Origin of the sequence: Pseudomonas syringae group sp. J248-6 (assembly GCF_032586995.1) — a bacterium.
In the GTDB taxonomy this organism is placed as follows: Bacteria; Pseudomonadota; Gammaproteobacteria; order Pseudomonadales; family Pseudomonadaceae; genus Aquipseudomonas; species Aquipseudomonas amygdali.
The window spans coordinates 195,692-217,088 of sequence record NZ_JAWHOP010000008.1; the positions used below are offsets into that span (position 1 = coordinate 195,692).

At 58.6% G+C, this 21,397-nt stretch carries 17 protein-coding genes; 8 read left to right on the forward strand and 9 right to left on the reverse strand.

The genetic code is table 11. The features are described from left to right. Positions 1-529 precede the first annotated feature (529 nt). Complete coding sequence (locus RYC17_RS13360) at positions 530-1,930, forward strand: lysine N(6)-hydroxylase/L-ornithine N(5)-oxygenase family protein (RefSeq protein WP_219169517.1); 1,401 nt, start codon at positions 530-532, stop codon at positions 1,928-1,930. 115 nt (positions 1,931-2,045) lie between these two features. Here the strand turns inward: RYC17_RS13360 and csrA are convergent, their stop codons facing one another. The 3 genes from csrA to RYC17_RS13375 form a co-directional block, all read right to left on the reverse strand. Next, entirely contained in the window at positions 2,046-2,234 is a 189-nt protein-coding gene (gene csrA / locus RYC17_RS13365; RefSeq protein WP_002554157.1) for a carbon storage regulator CsrA, read from the reverse strand. A gap of 558 nt (positions 2,235-2,792) precedes the next feature. Next, on the reverse strand, positions 2,793-4,145 hold the full coding sequence (locus tag RYC17_RS13370) for a GntP family permease (RefSeq protein WP_055005401.1): 1,353 nt from the start codon (positions 4,143-4,145) through the stop codon (positions 2,793-2,795). 100 nt (positions 4,146-4,245) lie between these two features. Continuing rightward, entirely contained in the window at positions 4,246-4,734 is a 489-nt protein-coding gene (locus RYC17_RS13375; protein ID WP_058400965.1) for a gluconokinase, read from the reverse strand. A gap of 282 nt (positions 4,735-5,016) precedes the next feature. Here RYC17_RS13375 and RYC17_RS13380 point away from each other — a divergent pair, with 282 nt between their 5' ends. Both RYC17_RS13380 and RYC17_RS13385 read left to right on the forward strand, forming a co-directional pair. Next, positions 5,017-6,033 carry a LacI family DNA-binding transcriptional regulator gene (locus RYC17_RS13380; RefSeq protein ID WP_058400966.1) on the forward strand — a complete coding sequence of 339 codons (1,017 nt, stop codon included), beginning with the start codon at positions 5,017-5,019 and terminating at the stop codon, positions 6,031-6,033. A gap of 328 nt (positions 6,034-6,361) precedes the next feature. Further along, positions 6,362-7,333 carry a WD40 repeat domain-containing protein gene (locus RYC17_RS13385; RefSeq protein ID WP_058400967.1) on the forward strand — a complete coding sequence of 324 codons (972 nt, stop codon included), beginning with the start codon at positions 6,362-6,364 and terminating at the stop codon, positions 7,331-7,333. 77 nt (positions 7,334-7,410) lie between these two features. Here RYC17_RS13385 and RYC17_RS13390 read toward each other — a convergent pair whose 3' ends face one another. The 4 genes from RYC17_RS13390 to glcD are packed head-to-tail and all read right to left on the reverse strand — an operon-like array spanning position 7,411 to position 11,646. Then, positions 7,411-7,818 (reverse strand): heme-binding protein, encoded by a 408-nt coding sequence (locus tag RYC17_RS13390; RefSeq protein ID WP_002554153.1) that lies wholly within the window; start codon positions 7,816-7,818, stop codon positions 7,411-7,413. 35 nt (positions 7,819-7,853) lie between these two features. Then, a complete protein-coding gene (gene glcF / locus RYC17_RS13395; RefSeq protein ID WP_316903345.1) occupies positions 7,854-9,086 on the reverse strand; it encodes a glycolate oxidase subunit GlcF in 1,233 nt (410 codons plus the stop codon). Between the two features lie 2 nt (positions 9,087-9,088). Continuing rightward, positions 9,089-10,147 (reverse strand): glycolate oxidase subunit GlcE, encoded by a 1,059-nt coding sequence (gene glcE, locus RYC17_RS13400; RefSeq protein ID WP_058400969.1) that lies wholly within the window; start codon positions 10,145-10,147, stop codon positions 9,089-9,091. Beyond that, positions 10,147-11,646 carry a glycolate oxidase subunit GlcD gene (gene glcD, locus RYC17_RS13405; RefSeq protein WP_122280525.1) on the reverse strand — a complete coding sequence of 500 codons (1,500 nt, stop codon included), beginning with the start codon at positions 11,644-11,646 and terminating at the stop codon, positions 10,147-10,149. Before glcD ends, glcE begins: the two co-directional genes overlap by 1 nt. A 159-nt stretch (positions 11,647-11,805) precedes the next feature. Here glcD and maiA point away from each other — a divergent pair, with 159 nt between their 5' ends. Both maiA and hppD read left to right on the forward strand, forming a co-directional pair. Continuing rightward, a complete protein-coding gene (gene maiA, locus RYC17_RS13410; RefSeq protein ID WP_316903347.1) occupies positions 11,806-12,441 on the forward strand; it encodes a maleylacetoacetate isomerase in 636 nt (211 codons plus the stop codon). 143 nt (positions 12,442-12,584) lie between these two features. Beyond that, positions 12,585-13,661, forward strand: coding sequence for a 4-hydroxyphenylpyruvate dioxygenase (hppD, locus tag RYC17_RS13415; protein ID WP_122259438.1), 1,077 nt, complete (start codon positions 12,585-12,587; stop codon positions 13,659-13,661). 56 nt (positions 13,662-13,717) lie between these two features. Here hppD and RYC17_RS13420 read toward each other — a convergent pair whose 3' ends face one another. Further along, on the reverse strand, positions 13,718-15,916 hold the full coding sequence (locus RYC17_RS13420; protein ID WP_058400973.1) for a putative bifunctional diguanylate cyclase/phosphodiesterase: 2,199 nt from the start codon (positions 15,914-15,916) through the stop codon (positions 13,718-13,720). Between the two features lie 363 nt (positions 15,917-16,279). Here RYC17_RS13420 and RYC17_RS13425 point away from each other — a divergent pair, with 363 nt between their 5' ends. Next, positions 16,280-17,851 carry a sensor domain-containing diguanylate cyclase gene (locus tag RYC17_RS13425; RefSeq protein WP_058400974.1) on the forward strand — a complete coding sequence of 524 codons (1,572 nt, stop codon included), beginning with the start codon at positions 16,280-16,282 and terminating at the stop codon, positions 17,849-17,851. Between the two features lies 1 nt (position 17,852). Here RYC17_RS13425 and RYC17_RS13430 read toward each other — a convergent pair whose 3' ends face one another. Continuing rightward, a complete protein-coding gene (locus RYC17_RS13430) occupies positions 17,853-18,644 on the reverse strand; it encodes an IclR family transcriptional regulator (RefSeq protein WP_058400975.1) in 792 nt (263 codons plus the stop codon). 138 nt (positions 18,645-18,782) lie between these two features. Between RYC17_RS13430 and hmgA the strand changes: the two genes are divergently transcribed. Together hmgA and fahA are read left to right on the forward strand one after the other, a co-directional pair. Further along, a complete protein-coding gene (hmgA, locus tag RYC17_RS13435) occupies positions 18,783-20,090 on the forward strand; it encodes a homogentisate 1,2-dioxygenase (protein ID WP_058400976.1) in 1,308 nt (435 codons plus the stop codon). Next, on the forward strand, positions 20,087-21,382 hold the full coding sequence (gene fahA / locus RYC17_RS13440) for a fumarylacetoacetase (RefSeq protein ID WP_058400977.1): 1,296 nt from the start codon (positions 20,087-20,089) through the stop codon (positions 21,380-21,382). Before hmgA ends, fahA begins: the two co-directional genes overlap by 4 nt. Positions 21,383-21,397: the final 15 nt, after the last annotated feature.

A 21,397-nucleotide genomic window follows, 5' to 3' on the forward strand; every position in this document is an offset into this window, starting at 1 on the left:
AATTTAACAGCGCCGGAGTCATGCTGTTTCAGGGCCGGGCGATAAAAAAATAAGAGAAATTCATGAAACTTTTTAACAACCTTGGACTGTACGCCCGCCAAGGGTTTAAAAAGCACAAGCGCCGTGAAATCATCAGCTTATAGCGCAACCCTGAACTGTTTGCGCAACGCTTTGCCTATTTGACACTTTTGCGTTTCTTTGCAAATATTCGATTGCCTCCTGAATGCGTAACGCATTGTCACGCTTTTCCACTTGATAAAAACGCCGCCTTTAAAAACGGGCGGTAGCATTGGGCAGTTGCCCACTCCGTTACTGCAAGATCCCGCCTGTTTTACGTGTTGTAACTTTCTGTAAAAAACACTGTTTCATGACGACTCATCACTTCGGTGAATGAGCCTTTGTCGGTGTTCGGTTGTATGTGTTTCGCCTCGAATCGTGCAGGGACGCTGGTTCGCCTGATCAGCCAGGCACTCGATCATCCAGAACTTCTGTGCTGCACCAACGTATGAAATGACGATGGAGCATCATCATGTTTGATAACGGTATGGAAACAACCTGCGGCTGCGTCGTCGGAGGGGCCGGGCTCGCCGGCATGGGGTTTTTGTTCAATGCCCTGAAGACCGGCGCAATGCCTGGAATTGCCGCGAAAGGATTGATCGTCATTGATGCAGGCGACCGGCCCGGAGCAGGCGTGCTGGGAGAGTATCGGATTACCGCCAATTCTGTGGGCGATGTATTCATCGATTGCCTGCGCGATCCGGCGTTGCGTGAGGTATTCGAGCCGTTGGAAAACTCGGCAGCGTATTGGCGTATCAACGCGCAGGCGCAAAGCGCGCCGCAGCTGTCTGATGCCGGTCTGCTCATGGCCGAGGCCGCCAGGCTGGTACTCGACCACATCGTGCAGCGCTACGGAGTAAAAGTCTGGTCCGGTACGACCATTGAAGAGGTGGTGAGCGAAGGCGACACATTCTACCTGTACGTTGACGGTCCGCACGGCAAAAGACGTGTGCGCTGCCGGGCGCTGGTACTCAATCTGGGTGGACGTCAGGACCCTCAACACCTGATTGACGCTCTCTCCGGGCAGGGGCTGGCGTTGCCGGGCAATGTGAATATTCAAAGCGCCGACAGGTTGCTGCGTATGAATGCGGTGCAATTACGCGAAGTGTTCGGTCCCGCGCTGGCCGGTAAAGGGCGAATCACGATTGTGGGTGGGTCACACAGTGCCTTTTCAATGCTGGAAAATCTGGCAGATGCACTGGAGTTCGCGGGTTTGCAGGAACTGACGCTTATTCATCGAAGCCGCATCAGGCTGTTTTACGAAAGTGTCGAACAGGCACTGGCGGCTGGTTACCTTTTCGATACTCAACACGATGTGTGTCCGGTATCAGGTCGGGTCAACCGCTCCGGCGGCTTGCGCTATCGGGCGCAGGAGATTGGACGCGAGGCGCTGTGTAGCGGCCGTGTCGGCAAGACGGGCGTGCGCGTGCAGATGCTGCAGACGTTGGGTGGGCGACCTGATGACCACGAGCTGGCCCGGCTAGCGCTTGCCGGATCGGCGGTGGTTGTGCAGTGCTTTGGCTATCAACCCGTGCTGCCGACGCTAAGAGATGCCCAAGGCAACTTCATCCATCTGCGCGAGACAAAGGGCGGTCTTGAATCCGACGCTTGCGGCTGTCCGTTGGACCAGCAGGGGCGTCGACTGAAGGGCCTGTATCTTTTTGGTCTGGGGGCCGGGCTTGGCGTCGATCCGCATCTGGGCAGTGAGCCCGCCTTCAATGGACGTATTTACGGTGTCTGGCAGTTTCACCATGACGCAAGCCGAGCAGTGGTTGAGGCCGTCACCAGCAGGCTGTCCTGTCCCACTGCTGTTGCCGTGGTGCCCGGGCTGGACTTGTTCATGCAGGCAGCGCTTCACATACAGGCGGTTTAGGCAGCGATTACAGGGAAGGGTAAACAGCACCATAAAAAACGGCGTCCCAGGGACGCCGTACGGCTGTTTGCCAGTAAATGGCAAATCAACATTGAATAAGGGGGTGCTGCAGGAATTATTGTGGGTCCTGGTTTGGAGCCAGTTCTGCCTGGATACGTTTGTAGATTTCTTCACGATGCACTGAAACATTTTTTGGTGCATTGATGCCCAGGCGGACCTGAAGCCCTTGAACGCCAAGAATCGTGACAGTGATCTCGTCACCGATGTTTATGCTTTCGCCTACTTTGCGAGTGAGTATCAACATAATCTTTTCCTTGATGGCCTCTTGAAAACGCCTCTCTCAAGAGGCTGGCGTTTGCCTTTGCGTGGTGATTGTTGCCGAGTGCATCCAAATGCATCCGTCTTATGACGTCACATGGGTGAATTAAATTCCCTCGGTTCATTTTCTTGTCATCGAGATTTGCATCTGCGATACGACGAGCGCGCCAATTCTGCCCGTTTCGACGTGAAAATGCCCGTATTTACTGGCGTCATGTAAAAAGTATCGTGAACCGCTGCACGCTTTGAGGTCGTCATCGTCTCACTCGACGAGGCGGGATAAGCCCATCTCGGCATGAGTGTTAGCGTAGGCATGACTTTGCGAGATTGCTCGGACTTTCTGAAAATTCAGTTGAAAGTGTTGAGCGGGGATGTAGGAAAGGGCTGCCGGGTTACTGTTGCTTCTACGCTCCGGCGCGTTAACCCTGTCAGAGACACTGGGTGCCAGATTCGGAATGCGCGCTGCGGCGCAGAGATGCGATGTACAGCAAGGCGTTGGCCTTCGCGGGTTTCATAGCCCGCAAAGGCCCTGCCTGTAATGGGCTTAGAGCGCCATCGACAGCAACATGATGAAGATCAGGCCGACCACCGACAGGATGGTTTCCATCACCGTCCAGGTCTTGAAGGTTTCGGCAACCGTCATGTTGAAGTACTGCTTCACCAGCCAGAAACCGGCATCATTGACGTGCGAGAGGATCAACGAACCGGCACCGGTTGCCAGCACCAGCAGCTCGCGGTTGACGCCGGGAATCAGGCCGACTACGGGTGCCACGATACCTGCACCGGTGATGGTTGCCACGGTAGCCGAACCGGTTGCAATACGGATGACGGCAGCCACCAGCCAGGCCAGCATGATCGGGTTGATCTGAGCCTGCACAGCCATGTGTCCGATCACGTCGCCCACGCCGCTGGCGACCAGCATTTGCTTGAAGCCACCGCCTGCACCCACGATCAGAACGATTGCCGCAACCGGTGCCAGGCTCTGGTCCAGCAGTTTCATGATTTTTGTACGGTCAAAGCCACGCGCTGCACCAAAGGTGTAGAACGCCAGCAAAAGCGCTGCGAGGAGGGCGCTGATCGGGTGACCAATCAGGTCCATCCAGATGCGGAACATGTTGTTTTCCGGCAACACCACATCGGCAAAGGTCTTGAGCAGCATCAGGAAGACCGGCAGCAGGATGGTCACCAGCGTAATGCCGAAGCCTGGCAGGTTTTCAGTGCTGGACTCTTTGGCAATCTGGTCCATCAGTTCCTTTGAAGGCGTGCCAGGAATGCTTTTGGAAATCCAGTTGCCGAAGATCGGGCCAGCGATGATGGCCGTCGGCAGTGCAACGATCAGTCCGTAAAAAATGGTCTTGCCAATGTCGGCACCGAAAATGCCGATGGCCAGCAACGGCCCCGGATGTGGCGGAACCAGACCGTGCACCGCTGACAGGCCTGCCAGCAGCGGGATACCGATCTTGACGATGGATACGCCGGTACGACGGGCAACAATGAACACCAGCGGGATCAGCAACACAAAGCCGATCTCGAAGAACAGCGGGATGCCTACCAGAAAGGCCGAGAACATCATTGCCCAGTGCACTTTCTGCTTGCCGAAGGTACGTATCAAGGTTTGCGCAATCTGGTCTGCGCCGCCCGAGTCGGCCATCAGCTTGCCGAGCATGGTGCCCAGACCGAGAATAATACCGACGAAGCCCAGCACGCCACCGAAGCCGTCCTGGAAGGATTTCATGACTTTTTCAACCGGCATTCCCGAGGTCAGGCCAAGAAAGCCTGCCGCCAGGGTCAGCGCGACGAAAGGGTGCACTTTGAAGGTGGTGATCAGCAGCACCAGGCCGACGATGGTCACCAACGCATCGACGAGCAGGAACGTCTCATGGGTCATACCGAACATGGGTGTTTCTCCGGTTTATTGTTTTAAGGAGCTGTTAACAGCGCCGACGTTTTTATCGTGTGTACGCAAGACAGCGCTGTCTTCTGCGCTCACGCCTTTATCAGGCGTGGGAGTCTTTCCACCATGCTGCGGCTTGTTCACCGATGACAGCGATAGGCTGCGATGCATCGACGATCAGTGTCAGCGGCTCGCCATAGGGCGGCTCAAGGGTTGCGAACTGGCTGTCCACCAGACTTGCGGGCATGAAATGCCCCGGCCGGTGCGAGCAACGTTCGGCGGCAAGTTCCTTGCTGAGTTCCAGAAAAACAAAGCCCAGGCCAGGCACGGCATCGCGCAGACGCTGGCGATAGATAAGCTTGAGCGAGGAGCAGGTCAGCACAGGGTGCTCGCCGTTTGCCAGGGCAGCAGCCATCTCTTCGCCCAGGCGGGTCAGCCAGCCGGCGCGGTCTTCATCGTTGAGAGGGGTTCCGGCGCTCATCTTTTCGATATTTGCCGGGGGGTGGAACGCATCGCCTTCGATCAGGCGACCGCCGCTGTTGCGGGCGATCTCGGCACCGACGGCGCTTTTGCCGCAGCCAGAAACACCCATTACCACAAGGGCGGAAATAGCAGTATTCGCAGTTGTCACAGTAGGCACCTCATCTGGAGACAGCGCTGTCTTTGTCCGGTGGACATCAGGCTCAGCCCGGGCTGTTCCAGTTTTTGTCGTTGTTTTGGGCTCATCAATAAGCATTGGAGGCTGTTCTCCGCGGCGACCCTGACCGGGTGGCCCATGTGAAACCAGCGATAAAGCATTGTCACCTTCCATGAGACAGCGCTACCTTATGGGGCATTCGACACATTTGGCAACCCCTATGTTAGTTGGCAACGCATGATCCGCATTGGTTCCCGCTCTACTGGTCGCCCTACGCTCAATGAGGTGGCGAGGCTTGCCGCCGTGTCGCCGATCACGGCCTCCCGGGCGCTGCGCGGCGTTACCACCGTTGCGCCGGAGCTGGCGGAAAAGGTCCGCGCTGCGGCACAGACCCTGGGCTATGTCGCCAATCCTGCAGCCAGGGCGCTGGCCTCTTCCTGCAGCCAGACCGTCGTGGTGCTGGTGCCTTCGCTTTCCAACCAGTTGTTTATCGAGACGCTGGAGGCCATTCAGGAGGTGTTGCGTATCCGCGGTCTGGACGTGGTGATCGGCAACTATCACTACTCGCCCGACGAGGAAGAGAAACTGCTGCGCAACCATCTGGTCAATCGTCCGCGGGGTATTCTGCTGACCGGTTTCGACCACACCGCAGCGTCGCGCCAGATGCTTGAAACCAGCGGCGTACCTTGCGTACACATGATGGAACTCGATACTCGACTGGGTACCTATTGCGTTGGCTTCTCGCAACAGCAGGCGGGGGCCGAAGCCGCACGCCATCTGTTGGGCCGTGGTCGCCGTCGACTGGCTTACATGGCCGCTCAGCTCGACCCTCGCGTATTGCAGCGCGGGGCAGGGTTTCGCCAGGTGCTGGAGGAAGCCGGGCTGTTCGACCCCGAGCTGCAGGTCTCGACGCCTCAGTCGTCCTCGATTGGCCTGGGTGGTGAGTTGTTTGCCCGCCTGCTGGAGCAACATCCGGATGTCGACGGGGTTTTCTTCTGCAATGACGACCTCGCGCAGGGCGCGGCCCTTGAGGCTTTGCGTCTGGGCGTCGCCATTCCCGAACGCGTATCGCTGGTGGGCTTCAACGACCTGCCCGGTTCTGCCCACATGGTGCCGCGCCTGACCTCGATACGTACGCCCAGGGAGGAAGTCGGGCAGCGCGCGGCACAGCTGCTGCTGGGCTTGCTCGACGGTGTCACGCAGCATCCGCAGGTGGATCTGGGGTTTGAGCTGGTGGTACGGGAAAGCTCCTGAGTCTTTCTTAAGGCCAGCCCTGCATGCTTTCCCCCGGGCCATCACGCTGACCAGTGGTCGTTGCGCTACGGGCTTTCCCGCCGCCGGGCTGGAGTGCCCGACGGCCCTGTCCTGCAACCCTGCCGATACCCTCATTCGAACGGTTTCGGCGCGTCCGGACTGTTATTTCTGACAGTACCCATCCCCTCGTGTTGAGTATTCAATGACCCTACGTTTTTGGATCGGAGCGGCATAAGTGTCTTGGCCGCATCGTTGGATGACGGGGATATATCTTCTTATCTATTCCCCGTCCTGGCGGTCTTACAAGACCTATTGAAGGGTGAGAGAAATGCAAAAAAAAGCATCTCAAAACGTTAGAGCTCTGACTCACATTGCAGACCCGGTCGGTTCAGAAGTCCCTCTGGACATCGCCTGGTTGACCGGCATCATCCCGCTGGGCTTTGTACCCGCTGAGATCGTTATCAGTCCCGATGAAACTACGCTGTATGTCGCTCATGAGAGTGGCCGCGAAGTCAGCGTGGTCGACATCGCCAGTGCAAGCGTGGTTGGCAGTATCAAGCGGGCAGGCGCGGGTGCGATTACCCTGAGCCCCGATGGGAAACGGCTTTACACCATTGGTCAGAAGAGGTGCTACGTGGTGGACACGCGCTTGCGCGAGGTCATCAGGATACTTCCGGCTGCCAACGTCAACCGCATCCTGTGCAGCCCGGATGGCCGGTTTATCTGCCTGTCCTTTCAGAATGCGCTTGGCGGGCTTATCCGCCTGATCGAGACCGAGAACTACACGGTCGAAAACGAGTTTGATCTGGGTGCCCTGACCAATGCGTCGCTGGCCCTCGGGATCAGCCCCCTGAATGACCGGTTTTACGCGACGATGCTGGTCGACCGGACGGCACCCACCGATGTCCTTGCGATCAGCAAGGTGGATTACCTGCAGCATGATATTCCCGGCTTTTCCGATCCGCGGTCGATGGCCTTCAGTTCCGATGGCGCCTGGCTGTATGTGGGCGGAATCGACGAGGTCTACATTATCGATGCCGCCACCAACAAAATGTTTTATCGGGAGAAGATAGGTACCCAGGGCTATCCGGTAAAAGTCATAGGCGTCACGCCGGATGAGCGCTATGTATATGCGATCTACACCTGCAATTACGACGTCTACCGGATCGACACTGTGAAGGGAATCGCCACCTGTATCGCCTACTTTCCTTCGGTGGGCGGCGCGGTACTCAACAGGACCGGTACCTATATCTACTCCTCCCACCCGGACATGAGCTGGATTTCGATCTACAGGCTGTAGTTGCTCCCGTCAAACCTGCCACGGCCGATGACGCAGGCGCAGTGGCCGGTTGTCTTTGTCATCGGGGGCCTGCACTGTCAGTCGGCATTCAGCGCCGCGATGCCGGCCTTGGCCACTTGCGCATCCTGCTCGGCCTTGACGCCGGAGACACCCACCGCGCCAATCACCTGGCCGTCAACGATGACCGGCACGCCGCCTTCCAGCGAGGTCAGCAGCGGGGCGCTGAGAAATGCCGTACGCCCGCCATTGACCATTTCTTCGTAACCTTTGGACTCACGTTTGCCGAGTGCCGAGGTACGGGCTTTTTCGATCGAGATATAGCTGCTGATCGGCGACGCGTCGTCCAGTCGCTCGAACGCCAGCAGATGGCCGCCGTCATCAACGACAGCGATGGCCACAGCCCAGCCATTGGCCTGGGCCTCGTCGCGTGCGGCACCGAGCATCAGGCTCACTTCGGTCTGGGTAAGGACGGCTTTGATTTTCATGGGTTGCTCCGGAGCAGTGGTTATTGGATAGGAGTTCAGCGAGATTCTGGAGTGCCAAGCGCTTCGTCAATCAGCTCGATCCAGTGCCGTACCGCAGTGCGGTTGGCGCTGGCCAAGTGAGTCTGACAACCGATATTGGCGGTGGCGATGACCTGAGGCTTGCCGCTTTCCAGCGCGCTCATACGGTTGTCGCGCAATTGACGGGCCAGGGCTGGCTGAGTGATTGAATAGGTGCCGGCCGAGCCGCAGCATAAATGGCCGTCCGGCACTTGGGTCAGGTTGAAGCCTAGACGAGTCAGCACGCGTTCCACTTCACCACCGAGTTTCTGTGCGTGCTGCAAGGTACATGGGCAGTGGAACGCCAGTCGCGTGTCGACCTTGATGCCGAGGGTTTCCAGCGGCTCGTCACGCAGCACTTCGACCAGATCCTTTGTGCACGCACTGATGCGCTCGGCCTTGTCTGCATAGGCGGGGTCGTGGCGCAGCAAATGACCGTAGTCCTTGACGAATGCACCGCAACCGCTGGCCGTCTGGATGAGGGCTTCGGCACCGCCTTCGAGCGCGGGCCACCAGGCGTCGATGTTGCGCCGCGCCCGGTCCAGACCTGCCTCCTGTGCATTCAGATGGTAATCCACGGCGCCGCAGCATCCGGCGTTGCCGACTGCAGTAATACCGATGCCCAGACGATCAAGCACCCGTGCCGTGGCAGCGTTGGTATTAGGTGACAGACCTGGCTGCACGCAACCTTCAAGCAGCAGCGCCTGACGTGCATGACGAGTGGTCGGCCGAAGCCCGGCAGGATGGACTGTTGCAGGCAGTTTGATTGCCAGTGTCTGCGGCAACAAGGGCCTGAACTTCATGCCCATTCCGGTCAGCAAACGGAACAATCCGGCATTGGGAATTACCTGGCGCAGGCCTTCGCGCAGCAACCGCTGGCCAAGCGGGCGGGGCACCAGGGCCTCAACCGCTGCACGGCCGATGTCCAGCAGATTGTGATAATCCACACCGGACGGGCAGGTGGTCTCGCAGTTGCGGCAGCTCAGGCAGCGGTCCAGGTGCAAGCGGGTTTTTTCGGTGACTTGCTGGCCTTCGAGCACCTGTTTGATCAGGTAGATTCTGCCGCGCGGGCCGTCCAGCTCATCACCCAACAGTTGATAGGTCGGGCAGGTCGCGTTGCAGAAACCGCAATGCACGCAACTGCGCAGGATGCGTTCGGCCTCTTCGGCGCGGGGCAGGGTTCTGGCGTGTTCACTCAATGTGGTCTGCATGCTTAAAACTCCGCGTACAGTCGACCGGGGTTGAAAATGCCCTGCGGGTCAAGCCGGCCCTTGAGGGCCTGGTGGTAACGCAGTACAGGTGTGGCCAGCGGCTGGAACGGGCTGTCGACAACGCCCTGGCCGTAGCAGGTCGCATGCCCGCCAGCCGCCGTGGTGATCGCTCTAATGGTTTCGCCGTCTGCGTCGGATTTCAGCCAGCGTTGTGCGCCGCCCCAGTCGAGCAGTTGTTCGCCTGGAAGGTCCAGCACAGCGCTTTCGGCAGGTACGCAGAGCCGCCATAAGGGTCGCGGGTCCAGAAAAAAGGGCAGACGCTGCTCATTCAACTGCTGCCAGTACGCGCCATCGAACACTTCGCCACCGAGCCGCTCATGAGCTGCTGCCACCGAGCCTTCGCCGCCTTCAAGACGCAGGCGCAGTACTTGACCGTCGTGGCAGGCTGCGCTGATGGGCATCGGTTGCTGACCCCATTCGGCGAGGCGGGCCAGGGCTTGCGAGCTGTCCATCTGCAGCGCGATGCTGCTGCACAGACGCGGTTTGGGCAGTACCTTGAGCGACACCTCGGTCAGCACCCCAAGGCAGCCGAAACTGCCCGCCATCAGGCGTGAAACGTCATAGCCTGCAACGTTCTTCATGACTTCGCCGCCGAAGCGCAAATGCTTGCCAAGGCCGGTGATGACCCGGGTGCCCAGTACGAAATCACGCACCGACCCGCTCCAGGGGCGGCGCGGGCCCGACAGTCCCGCTGCGACCATGCCGCCGAGCGTTGCGCAGCCAAAATCGGGCGGCTCGCAGGGCAACGTCTGGCCTGCGGCGTCCAGCACCTGCATCAGCTCGCTCAGTGGCGTACCGGCACGGGCGGTGATCACCAGTTCTGTCGGGTCATAACTGACGATGCCACGGTGTTCGCGGGTATCGAGCACCTCGCCTGCTGCCTCACGGCCAAGAAAGGCCTTGCTGTTGCCACCCTGAATACGTAACGGCGTGCTGTCCCGCAGCGCTTGATCGACCCGCTCGAGCAGAGCCTGGCTGACGTCTTTGTCCATCTCGCTCATCAGAAGCGCTCCAGTTCGGGAAACGGCAATTGCCCGGCATGAATATGCATGGCACCGAATTCCGCGCAGCGATGCAGGGTCGGGATATTCTTGCCGGGGTTGAGCAGGCCGCTGGCATCGAATGCGGCCTTGATGGCATGAAAAAAAGTCAGTTCGTCACTGTTGAACTGCGCGCACATCTGGTTGATCTTCTCGCGACCGACACCATGCTCGCCGGTGATGCTGCCGCCGACCTCGACGCACAGCTCGAGGATCTTGCCACCCAGCGCCTCTGCGCGCTCCAGTTCACCCGGTTGATTGGCATCGAACAGGATCAACGGGTGCATGTTGCCATCGCCAGCATGAAACACATTTGCCACGCGCAGGCCGTACTGCGCTGACAACTCCTTGATGCTGCGCAATACCCTTGGCAACTCGCGTCGCGGGATAGTGCCGTCCATGCAGTAGTAATCCGGTGACAGACGGCCCACGGCGGGGAAGGCGTTCTTGCGACCGGCCCAGAAGCGCACCCGTTCGGCCTCGTCTTTCGCCTGACGCACTTCGGTCGCACCAGCCAGTGTCAATACCTCGCGAACCCGTTCGCAATCAGCATGTACATCGGCTTCGACCCCGTCCAGCTCGCAAAGCAGGATGGCTTCTGCATCAACCGGATAGCCTGCATGAATGAAATCCTCGGCGGCGCGAATCGCCAGATTATCCATCATCTCCAGCCCGCCGGGGATGATGCCAGCGGCAATGATATCGCCCACCGCTCTGCCTGCTTTTTCCACGGAATCGAACGCCGCCAGCAGCACTTTGGCCACCTGCGGTCTGGGCAACAGCTTGACCGTGACTTCGGTAATGACACCGAGCATGCCTTCGGAGCCGGTAAACAGTGCCAGCAAGTCGAAGCCCGGTGAGTCCAGCGTGTCGCTGCCCAGCGTCATGGGCTCGCCTTCGACGGTCAGTATCTCGACCTTGAGCAGGTTGTGCACGGTCAGTCCGTATTTGAGGCAATGCACGCCGCCCGCATTTTCTGCCACGTTACCGCCGATGGAACAGGCTATTTGCGAGGAAGGGTCGGGTGCGTAATACAGACCGTGGGGTGCCGCTGCCTGGGAAATGGCCAGGTTGCGTACGCCGGGCTGGACCCGCGCCAGACGAGCAGCCGGGTCGATAGCGAGGATCTGATTGAAGCGCGCCATCACCAGCAGCACGCCTTTTTCCAGCGGCAGTGCGCCCCCCGACAACCCGGTGCCCGCGCCGCGAGCGACCACCGGCACGCGACGCGCATGGCACAGTTTGAGCAGCGTCTGCACTTCTTCGACATGCCGTGGCAACGCCACCAGCATCGGCGTGGTGCGATAGGCCGATAACCCGTCGCACTCGTAGGGGCGCAGCTCTTCGGCGCGGTGCAGGATGTCCAGGTCGGGCAGTTGGCGTCGTAGCTCATGCAGCAATTGCTGCTTGTCGACCGCGGGCAGCACGCCGTCGATGCGTTCGTCATAAAGAATATTCATGCAGGCACCCAGCGTTGTTTTTATCGGGTTAATGCATCCTAGCTCATTCAGCACAAGGCTTGAGTTGACAGCGTCAGGCGGATCGCGCAATTTACGCATTACGTAATGTGGTTACGAAAATAATAAACACAGCACCCGTGCGTCAGGCAGGCGACTTCCGTGGACCTATTCACTTACTACCGCTCGACCTCAAGTTACCGTGTGCGTATTGCGCTGGCCCTAAAAGGGCTGGATTACGCTGCGATCCCGGTCAACCTGCTTCTTGATGGCGGCGAGCAGCGCACACCCGGCTACAAGGCGGTCAACCCGCAGGGCAGGGTGCCTGCATTGAGGCTGGACGATGGCGTGGTCATCACCCAGTCACTGGCGATCATTGAATACCTGGAAGAGTGCTACCCGCAGCCTGCGTTACTGGCGCAGGATGCTGTTCTGCGTGCGCGCCAGCGGGCCGTTGCGGCGCTGGTCGGCTGTGACATTCACCCCTTGCACAACGTTTCGGTACTCAACCGGTTACGCGGTCTGGGTCACGACGAACCCGCTGTTCTGAGCTGGATCGAGCACTGGATCGGCGAAGGTTTGCAGGCCGTCGAGCAGTTGATCGAAAAGGACGGTTTCTGTTTTGGTACGAGCCCCGGCCTTGCGGATATTTATCTGTTACCACAGCTGTATGCAGCCCATCGCTACAACGTCGAACTGAGTACATACCCGCGTATTCAGCGGGTCGAGCGTCTGGCCATGCAACATCCGGCCTTTCAACAGGCACACCCTGATGCACAATCGGACAAGCCGGAGTAGGCTGCCCTCATGAAGATTCTTGGTCTGCAACTGATATTCGGTGATTTTCTCGCGCGCAGCGTGCGGGGGATCCCGTGTGCACCGCCCGCAGGACAGTGATTGCGCTGGTTTAACCACTCTCACTTTCCTGCAAGGAGCCAGTCATGGCTGATCTCTACGAAAACCCCATGGGCCTGATGGGCTTTGAATTCATTGAATTCGCGTCACCGACTCCCAACAGCCTGGAGCCTGTGTTTCAGATGATGGGTTTCACCAAAGTCGCGACCCATCGCTCCAAGGACGTGACCCTGTATCGTCAGGGCGCGATCAACCTGATCCTCAACAACGAGCCGCACAGCCTGGCGTCATACTTTGCCGCCGAACATGGCCCTTCGGTGTGCGGCATGGCGTTCCGCGTGAAAGACGCGCAAAAGGCCTACAACCGGGCACTTGAACTGGGCGCACAGCCGCTGGAAATCGCCACCGGCCCCATGGAATTGCGCTTGCCCGCCATCAAGGGCATCGGTGGCGCGCCGCTGTACCTGATCGACCGTTTCGGTGAAGGCACGTCGATCTACGACATCGACTTCAACTTCATCGACGGCGTCGACCGCCACCCGGTCGGTGCCGGCCTTAAATTCATCGATCACCTGACCCACAACGTGTATCGCGGTCGCATGGCGTACTGGGCCGGGTTCTATGAAAAGCTGTTCAACTTCCGCGAGCTGCGCTATTTCGACATCAAGGGCGAATACACCGGCCTGACCTCCAAGGCCATGACCGCCCCGGATGGCATGATCCGCATTCCCCTGAACGAAGAGTCGTCCAAGGGCGCCGGGCAGATCGAAGAGTTCCTGATGCAGTTCAACGGCGAAGGCATTCAGCATGTGGCGTTCTTTACCGATGACCTGATCAAGACCTGGGACGCGCTGAAGGAAACCGGTATGCGTTTCATGACGGCGCCGCCGGATACTTACTACGAGATGCTTCAGGGAAGACTGCCCGATCACGGTGAGCCGGAAACTGAACTCAAGTCGCGCGGCATCCTTCTCGATGGTTCTTCAGAAGGCGGCGAGCGCCGATTGCTGCTGCAGATATTCTCCGCAACCCTGATGGGCCCGGTGTTCTTCGAATTCATCCAGCGCAAGGGTGATGACGGGTTTGGTGAAGGTAACTTCAAGGCGCTGTTCGAGTCCATCGAACGAGACCAGATCCAGCGCGGTGTACTGACGCCGGACTGAGCATAAGAAGCATCCGCCTGGTGCGATCAGACGAGCCTGCTCAGGCTCGTTCTGAGTCATTTATGCGTAAGCACCTCAGCTTGCTGGTTGTGAGAAGAGATATAGCGCTCGGTGAATTCATGCGCCGGCATGGGACGACCATACAGATAGCCCTGACCCTCGTCGCACACATAATGGCGCATCAGACTTTCCTGTTCGCGGGTTTCTATGCCTTCTGCCGTGACCTGGAGATTGAAGCCGTTCGCCAGCCTGATAACAGCCTCGATGATAACTTCGTCTTTCTTGCTGCGCTCCACGCCACTTACGAATGAGCGGTCAATTTTCAGACGTGTCACCGGATAGTCTTTCAGCAGGCTCAGGGACGCATAGCCGGTACCGAAATCGTCGAATGCAATGCCCACTCCCAATGAGCGAAGGTGGCGCAGCGGTTCCATGATGCGCTGTTCGTTTCGCAGGATGATGTTTTCCGTGATCTCCAGCTCGAGAGCCTGTGCTGGCAAGGAAAAGTCTTCAAGCGCACTTTCAACCATTTCCGCAAAGTCACGCATGCGAAACTGCGCGGCGAACAGGTTGACGCCGATGCGGAATTCGTCACAGCCGGTAGTTCTCCATTGCGCTGCCTGCTCACAGGCTGAACGCAGGATCCATTCGCCCACCGGCACCGCAAGAAGACCTGCTTCCAGTGCAGGTAGAAAAACCGCCGGGGACACCACACCCAGTGTCGGATGGTTCCAGCGAATAAGGGCTTCGGCTCCGGTAATACGACCGTCCGCAAGTCGTACCTGAGGCTGATAGTACAGCTCGAACTCTTTGTTGGCCCACGCCTGACGCATCGATGAGCTGAGCGCGCCTCTTCTTGACGCGGTCTGTCGATGCTCGGAGGTGAAGGTGCGAACAAGGGAACGTCCGTCAGACTTGGCCTGGTAGAGCGCCAGATCCGCATTGCCGAGCATTTGCTCCTCGTCGTAGTCGCAGCCGGACCTTACGGAGACGCCGATGCTGGCACCGATGTAGATTGAATTGTCTTCAAACTCAATCGGCTCCTCGATGACCGCTATGAGCGCCAGGCCCAGCCTGGTTGCGTTGTCAGGGTCTGCCGTGTCTGACAGGAAAACGACAAACTCATCGCCGCCCAGACGCGCGACCATATGGCTGGCCGGTACGTGTTCGCGAAGACGCTGAGAGGTCACCTTGAGCACAAAATCACCCGCAGCGTGGCCCAGCGTGTCGTTGACGTCTTTGAAACCGTCCAGATCGATCAGCAGGATAGCTGCTGGCAGCTGCGCATCGCACGCCTCCTTGATCCGCCTTTTGAGTGTCGATCGATTGGCAAGCCCGGTCAGATGATCGTATTCAGCCGCATGCTTGAGTAATTTGTCCGCCTCGACACGCTGGGTGACGTCACGAATGATCGCTCCGAATTGTGGCTCGCCGGCATACGTCCATTGTGAGAGCGAGAGCTCGATGGGGATTGTATGACCGTCGCGATGGATGGCCGTCAGGTTGATGGATTTTCCGATAATGGAGGCCGGGCCGCCTGCAGACACCCTCGACAGACCTGCATGATGTCTGGAGCGCATTTCGGGCGGAATAATGATATCGAGAGGCTTTCCCATGGCGTCCTCGGATCGATGCCCGAAAATGAGCTCGGCCGAGTTGTTCCATGAGATGATCCGGTTTTTGCTGTCCGAGCAGATAATCGCGTCGGGTGAAGTCGAGGTGATATTCATGAAGCGGGCGTGGCTGTCTTCATTCTCGAGCGCGAGCCGACGCAACTCCATTCTTTCGATGACTATGACCGCCAGATCCTGAAGAACCAATTGATCTCGCTGCGAGAAAGTCTCCCGAGGTTTATTGTCGATCAGGCACAGGCTGCCCAGCACATGACCGCTGGCGGTTATCAGCGGCGCCCCGGCATAAAAGCGAATATAGGGAGCGCCTACTACCAAGGCGTTTGAGCTGAATCTCTCATCCTGCAATGCATCAGGCACCAGAAAAACGTTACGGCCCATGAGCGCAAAATTACAGAATGAGACGTCACGGCCCGTTTCGCAGACATCGAGGCCGATACGCGCCTTGAAGAATTGCCGATCGCGATGAACCAGCGAAATCAGCACAATGGGCACATCGAAAATCCGCGATGCCATTTGCACGATCTGATCGTATTCGTGCTCAGGTGGGGTATCCATCAACGAAAAAGCATTCAAAATCCGAATACGTTCTTCGTCGTCATCGCCGACCGGGTAAGTGTTCATTTGAGGCTATCGCGATAAGCTGATCGCAGCTGAAACACGAAGCGACCGATGTGCAAGGCCGCTGTGCCGGTTGCGGTGACATCACCGTGCCAGCATGCGCTTGAGCCACGCCGGAAAAGCAACGTTCGATACATTGGCATTGGAGCACCTCTCACAGTAGCGTATCGGCAGCTGTTTTCGGACAGCTCAGAAGCTGTATCGTCAAAAAGCCGAATACCTGTAATGACTTCTTGAGCAACTAGCCTGCGGGGCATTCATTCAACTAAGCCCCGCGTGACCTCGGTGTAACAACGTGTTCGGGTTAGTGGCGCTAAGGTATGGAAACTGCATGGCGGGTTTCACTGCCAATTTGATGACAACCCTATGAAACGGCTTTCCTTTATTTCGACGAGGCTTACACCTTCGGCGCTCAGCAAAGCGTTGATCGGCTTCATTGCCCTGGTCTGTCTATCGCTGACCCTGGCTACCGTCTGGCAGATGAACCAGTCGAAGCTCGAGCGCGCGGCCACCGCCAGGATTGCGGTGTCCAATATCGTGCTGGCCGCTGAGCAGCAGGCTCAGGACACCCTGCAACAGGCTGACAATACGCTGCGTGACCTTGTCGAGCGTGTGGAACAGGACGGGGTCGCAGGCCAGCAGCAAAGCCGCTTGACCAGGCTGATGGCTCAAGACCTGATAAACGTCAAAGGGCTTCAGGGGCTGTTCATCTACGATGCTCAGGGCAACTGGGTCGCCAATTCCTTTGCCAATGGCGTGCACACCAGAAACAACCAAGACCGCGATTACTTCATTTACCATCGCGATAACCCTGACCCGTCCATTCATGTAGGGTCTATCGTAGAAAGCCGTAATACCGGGGATATGGTCATCCCGGTCAGTCGGCGTATCAATGCTGCGGATGGCAGTTTTGCTGGCGTTGCACTGGCCACCGTACCGGTGGCTTATTTCCAGGCGTTTTTCCAGCGCATGGATGTAGACGACAAGGGGGTAATCTTTCTCGCTCTGAGCAATGGTGACCTGCTGGCGCGACGCCCCACATTAACCGCACTGATGACCACCAATGTCGCCAAGGGCGATATCTTCACTCGCTATCTGCCCTACAGCGACAGCGGCACCGCGGTGATCAACTCCGTGGTGGACGGGGTGGAAAGGATCTACGCCTATCGGCGGGTGTCCGGGTTGCCGATCGTCGCCGCTGCAGGCGTCTCCTGTCAGCATGTGTTCGCGCCCTGGTGGGCCTATGCACACCGGTCCATGACCATCACCGGCATTATTATCCTTGCGCTGGTTTTGCTTGGCGTCCTGCTGTACCGGCAAATCCAGCAGTTGATCAATGCGGAAGGTGAACTGAACATCGCCAGGAACGAGCTGGAGATCATCGCTCACACGGACAGCCTCACGCACCTGGCCAATCGACGCTGCTTCGATGCGGCCTTGCAGCAGGAGTGGGGGCGGGCGAGCCGGAATACTGCAACTATCGCGATCATTCTGCTGGATATTGACTGGTTCAAACAATACAACGACACCTACGGTCATCTGCAGGGAGACGACTGCCTGAAGCAAGTGGCTGGGCTCATAGGCAACAGTCTTGACCGGGCTGGGGATATCGCGGCACGTTACGGCGGCGAAGAGTTTGTCATTCTGCTGCCTGAAACCGACCTGGCAGGGGCGCTGAAGATCGCGGAAAAAATCAGATCATCCGTTGAAACCACTCGTATAGAGCACTCGGCCAGCCCGCTGGGCAAACTGACCATAAGCTCGGGCGTGGTGTCGATCAACGCAGCAGAGAAGGATGGACATACCGCCGCGTTGGCGGAAGTGGATCGGTTGCTTTACCTGGCCAAAACCAAAGGGCGTAACCGCGTCGAAGGTCGGCTGATTCACGGCTGGCATGGAGCGAGCCATTTTGCCAGGGTATCAACCGCCTCTTCCTGAGTCAGTCTGACGGACGGCTACCGCCCATACGCTCGCTGATGGCCTGCGCCGTTTGCAAAAGCCGCCTGGCCGCCAGATTCTGCGTCTCGTCGTTCAACACCGATCCCGGCCCAACCACGGTGATCACGCCTACCAGCTTGTTGCCCATGGCGAACAGCGGCGAAGAGGCTGCGTTTATGCCCGGCATCAGCAAGCCCTGAATCTGGTGGACGCCCGTCGTACGGATCTGCTCGATATGCAGCTTGACGTCGCGCAACTGGTCGGCACTCAGCAAAGGCATTTCCTGCTCGCGAAGCGCAGCGGTTTCTCGCTCGTTCAGAAAGCTGTCGAACACCAGGCCGGTAGACGAGCCGAGCAACGGCAGCACCGAGCCGATCTGCGTCACCAGCGTCACTGCGCCCATCGACGCTTCGACATACACCACGGTCGGCCCTTTGTTGCCCCATACCGCCAGGAAGCAGGTCTGGTTCAATTCATCACGCAGGCTGGCCAGCCAAGGTGCCGATACTTTCAGCACATCCAGCTTGCCGAGTGAGGCCAGCCCGACCTGCAACGCTTCGCGCCCCAGCTCGTAGTGATTGTTGACAGCATCCTGTTCGGCAAAGCCACTGGCAATCAGCGCCTGTAGATAACGATGAACCTTGCTGGCAGGCATGCCCAGATGCTCGGCGAGTTTCGACAGGGAAGTGGAGGGCGACAGTTCGGCCAGCGCCTTGAGCACGCCCAGCCCAACTTCGGCGGCCTGAACCTTTTGCTGACGTCCGCCTGTCGGGCTTTCGATGTCCTGGGTCATGGGTGCTGTGCGCCGATCGGGAAAGGCAGCTTTATAGCTTGACCGGCTGGCAAACTCAAATTACGTTATGCGTAATCGTTTTACGTTAAATGATGTTTCACCCGTCTCTGCCCGACCCCATAACAACAAGAGGTCCAGATGGCTATTCACTCCCGTTCCGACGCATTGGCTTATCAGTCGGGTTTTGGCAACCAGTTCAGCAGCGAGGCACTGCCCGGAGCATTGCCGATTGGCCAGAACTCTCCGCAGAAACACCCGCTGGGGCTGTATGCCGAGCAGTTCTCGGGTACTGCCTTCACGGTCGCGCGCAGCGAAGCCCGGCGTACCTGGTTGTATCGCATCAAACCTTCGGCGGCCCATCCGCGTTACCAACGCATGGGTCGGCAGATCGCCGGTCAGGAGCAGGGCCCGATCAACCCCAACCGGCTGCGCTGGAACGCCTTCGATATCCCCGCCGAGCCTGTCGATTTCATTGACGGCCTGATCCCCTTGGCCAGTACCTCGGCGGCGGATCAGGCAGACGGTGTGAGCGTTTACGTATACGCAGCCAACACTTCGATGCAGCGTGCGTTTTTCAGCGCCGATGGCGAATGGTTGATTGTGCCGCAACAGGGGCGACTCAGAATCATCACCGAATTAGGTCTGCTGGACATCGAACCGCTGGAAATCGCCGTACTGCCGCGAGGCATGAAATTTCGTGTGCAACTGCTCGACAGCAGCGCCCGTGGTTATATCTGCGAGAACCACGGGTGCGCCTTGCGCCTTCCGGAGCTTGGCCCGATCGGCAGCAACGGGCTGGCCAACCCGCGTGATTTTCTGACGCCGGTGGCCTGGTTTGAGGACAATCAGCAACCGATGGAGCTGGTGCAGAAGTTCCTCGGTGAACTGTGGTCGACACACCTGGAGCATTCACCCTTTGATGTGGTGGGCTGGCACGGCAACAACGTTGCGTACAAGTATGATCTGCGGCGTTTCAACACCATCGGCACGGTCAGTTACGATCACCCGGACCCGTCGATTTTCACTGTGCTGACTTCACCAGGGGCAACCCACGGCCAGGCCAATATCGATTTCGTGATCTTCCCGCCGCGCTGGATGGTGGCGGAAAACACCTTTCGCCCGCCATGGTTCCACCGCAACCTGATGAACGAATTCATGGGCCTGATCGATGGCGCCTACGACGCCAAGGCTGAAGGCTTCATGCCCGGGGGCGCCTCGCTGCACAACTGCATGAGCGCGCACGGTCCGGATAATGTCACGGCAGAAAAGGCCATTACTGCCGAGCTGAAACCGCACAAAATCGAAAACACCATGGCCTTCATGTTCGAGACCGGCAAGGTATTGCGCCCCAGCCGCCACGCCCTTGGCTGCCCGCAACTGCAAGCCGATTACGATGCCTGCTGGAACGACATGACCAGGACATTCAACAAGGAACCGCGCCGATGACTGGCTCTCTCAATCGTCGTAGCTGGGTGGCATCGGCCAACGAACACGCTGATTTTCCGTTGCAGAACCTGCCGCTGGGTGTGTTCAGCCATGGCACTACCGGACCGCGTGGTGGCGTGGCGATTGGCGATCTGATTGTCGATCTGCGCGCAGCGACAGCCGCGGGTTTTTTTCACGGGCAGGCCGCCGAGGCTGCCGAAGTGGCCAGCCGCGATCAGCTCAACGATTTTTTTGCGCTGGGCGCGCCAGCCCGTCAGGCATTGCGCAGCGCATTGTTGCAACTGCTGGATGCGGACAACCCGCAACGTGACAGTGTGCAGGCGGTTGCAGGTTTGCTGCTGCCGATGAGCGAGTGCAGCCTGCACATGCCGGCGCGGGTAGGTGATTATTCTGACTTCTACGTCGGTATTCATCATGCGCTGAACGTCGGCAAGCTGTTCCGTCCGGACAACCCGCTGCTGCCCAACTACAAATATGTGCCGATTGGCTACCACGGCCGGGCATCGACCCTCTGCACATCCGGTACGCCGGTCCGGCGGCCCAATGGGCAGACCCTTGCGCCGGGTCAGGACGTTCCGGTTTTCGGTCCCTGCAAACGCCTGGATTACGAACTGGAGCTGGGTGTGTGGATCGGGCCGGGGAATGCGCAGGGCGATGCCATCGCGATTGACCGGGCCGCGGAGCACATCGCCGGGTTCTGCCTGCTCAACGACTGGTCGGCGCGTGACATTCAAGCGTGGGAATACCAGCCGCTGGGTCCGTTTCTGTCCAAGAGTTTTGCCACGACGATCTCGCCCTGGGTGGTAACCGCCGAAGCGTTGATACCCTTTCGCAGCGCTCAGCCAGCGCGTCCGGAGGGTGATCCTCAGCCGCTGCCGTACCTGCTTGATCAGAATGATCAGCAGGGTGGCGCGCTGGACATCGAACTGGAAGTGCTGCTGCTCACCGCGCAGATGAAGGCCGAGGGGTTGAAGCCTTACCGGCTGGGTCTGAGCAATTCGCTGAACATGTACTGGACCGTGGCGCAGATGGTCGCGCACCACAGCGTCAACGGCTGCAAGCTGCAACCGGGCGACCTGCTCGGCACCGGTACGCTTTCCGGCCCTCAGGCAGGTCAGCACGGCAGCCTGCTGGAGATGACCGCAGGCGGCAAGCAGTCAGTGGCGTTGCCCAACGGTGAAAAGCGCATATTCCTGGAAGCCGGCGACGAAGTGATCCTGCGTGCCCGTTGTCATCGGGAAGGGCAGGTGTCGATTGGCTTTGGCGAATGCCGGGGCGTCGTGCTCGACTGAAAAAATGAATCAGAA

Bases quoted from the DNA above. Each gene is read 5' to 3' on its own strand.
- RYC17_RS13360 (WP_219169517.1), top strand. From the start codon at position 530: ATGTTTGATAACGGTATGGAAACAACCTGCGGCTGCGTCGTCGGAGGG.
- csrA (WP_002554157.1), bottom strand. From the start codon at position 2,234: ATGTTGATACTCACTCGCAAAGTAGGCGAAAGCATAAACATCGGTGAC.
- RYC17_RS13370 (WP_055005401.1), bottom strand. From the start codon at position 4,145: ATGTTCGGTATGACCCATGAGACGTTCCTGCTCGTCGATGCGTTGGTG.
- RYC17_RS13375 (WP_058400965.1), bottom strand. From the start codon at position 4,734: ATGGGTGTTTCTGGCTGCGGCAAAAGCGCCGTCGGTGCCGAGATCGCC.
- RYC17_RS13380 (WP_058400966.1), top strand. From the start codon at position 5,017: ATGATCCGCATTGGTTCCCGCTCTACTGGTCGCCCTACGCTCAATGAG.
- RYC17_RS13385 (WP_058400967.1), top strand. From the start codon at position 6,362: ATGCAAAAAAAAGCATCTCAAAACGTTAGAGCTCTGACTCACATTGCA.
- RYC17_RS13390 (WP_002554153.1), bottom strand. From the start codon at position 7,818: ATGAAAATCAAAGCCGTCCTTACCCAGACCGAAGTGAGCCTGATGCTC.
- glcF (WP_316903345.1), bottom strand. From the start codon at position 9,086: ATGCAGACCACATTGAGTGAACACGCCAGAACCCTGCCCCGCGCCGAA.
- glcE (WP_058400969.1), bottom strand. From the start codon at position 10,147: ATGAGCGAGATGGACAAAGACGTCAGCCAGGCTCTGCTCGAGCGGGTC.
- glcD (WP_122280525.1), bottom strand. From the start codon at position 11,646: ATGAATATTCTTTATGACGAACGCATCGACGGCGTGCTGCCCGCGGTC.
- hppD (WP_122259438.1), top strand. From the start codon at position 12,585: ATGGCTGATCTCTACGAAAACCCCATGGGCCTGATGGGCTTTGAATTC.
- RYC17_RS13420 (WP_058400973.1), bottom strand. From the start codon at position 15,916: ATGAACACTTACCCGGTCGGCGATGACGACGAAGAACGTATTCGGATT.
- RYC17_RS13425 (WP_058400974.1), top strand. From the start codon at position 16,280: ATGAAACGGCTTTCCTTTATTTCGACGAGGCTTACACCTTCGGCGCTC.
- RYC17_RS13430 (WP_058400975.1), bottom strand. From the start codon at position 18,644: ATGACCCAGGACATCGAAAGCCCGACAGGCGGACGTCAGCAAAAGGTT.
- hmgA (WP_058400976.1), top strand. From the start codon at position 18,783: ATGGCTATTCACTCCCGTTCCGACGCATTGGCTTATCAGTCGGGTTTT.
- fahA (WP_058400977.1), top strand. From the start codon at position 20,087: ATGACTGGCTCTCTCAATCGTCGTAGCTGGGTGGCATCGGCCAACGAA.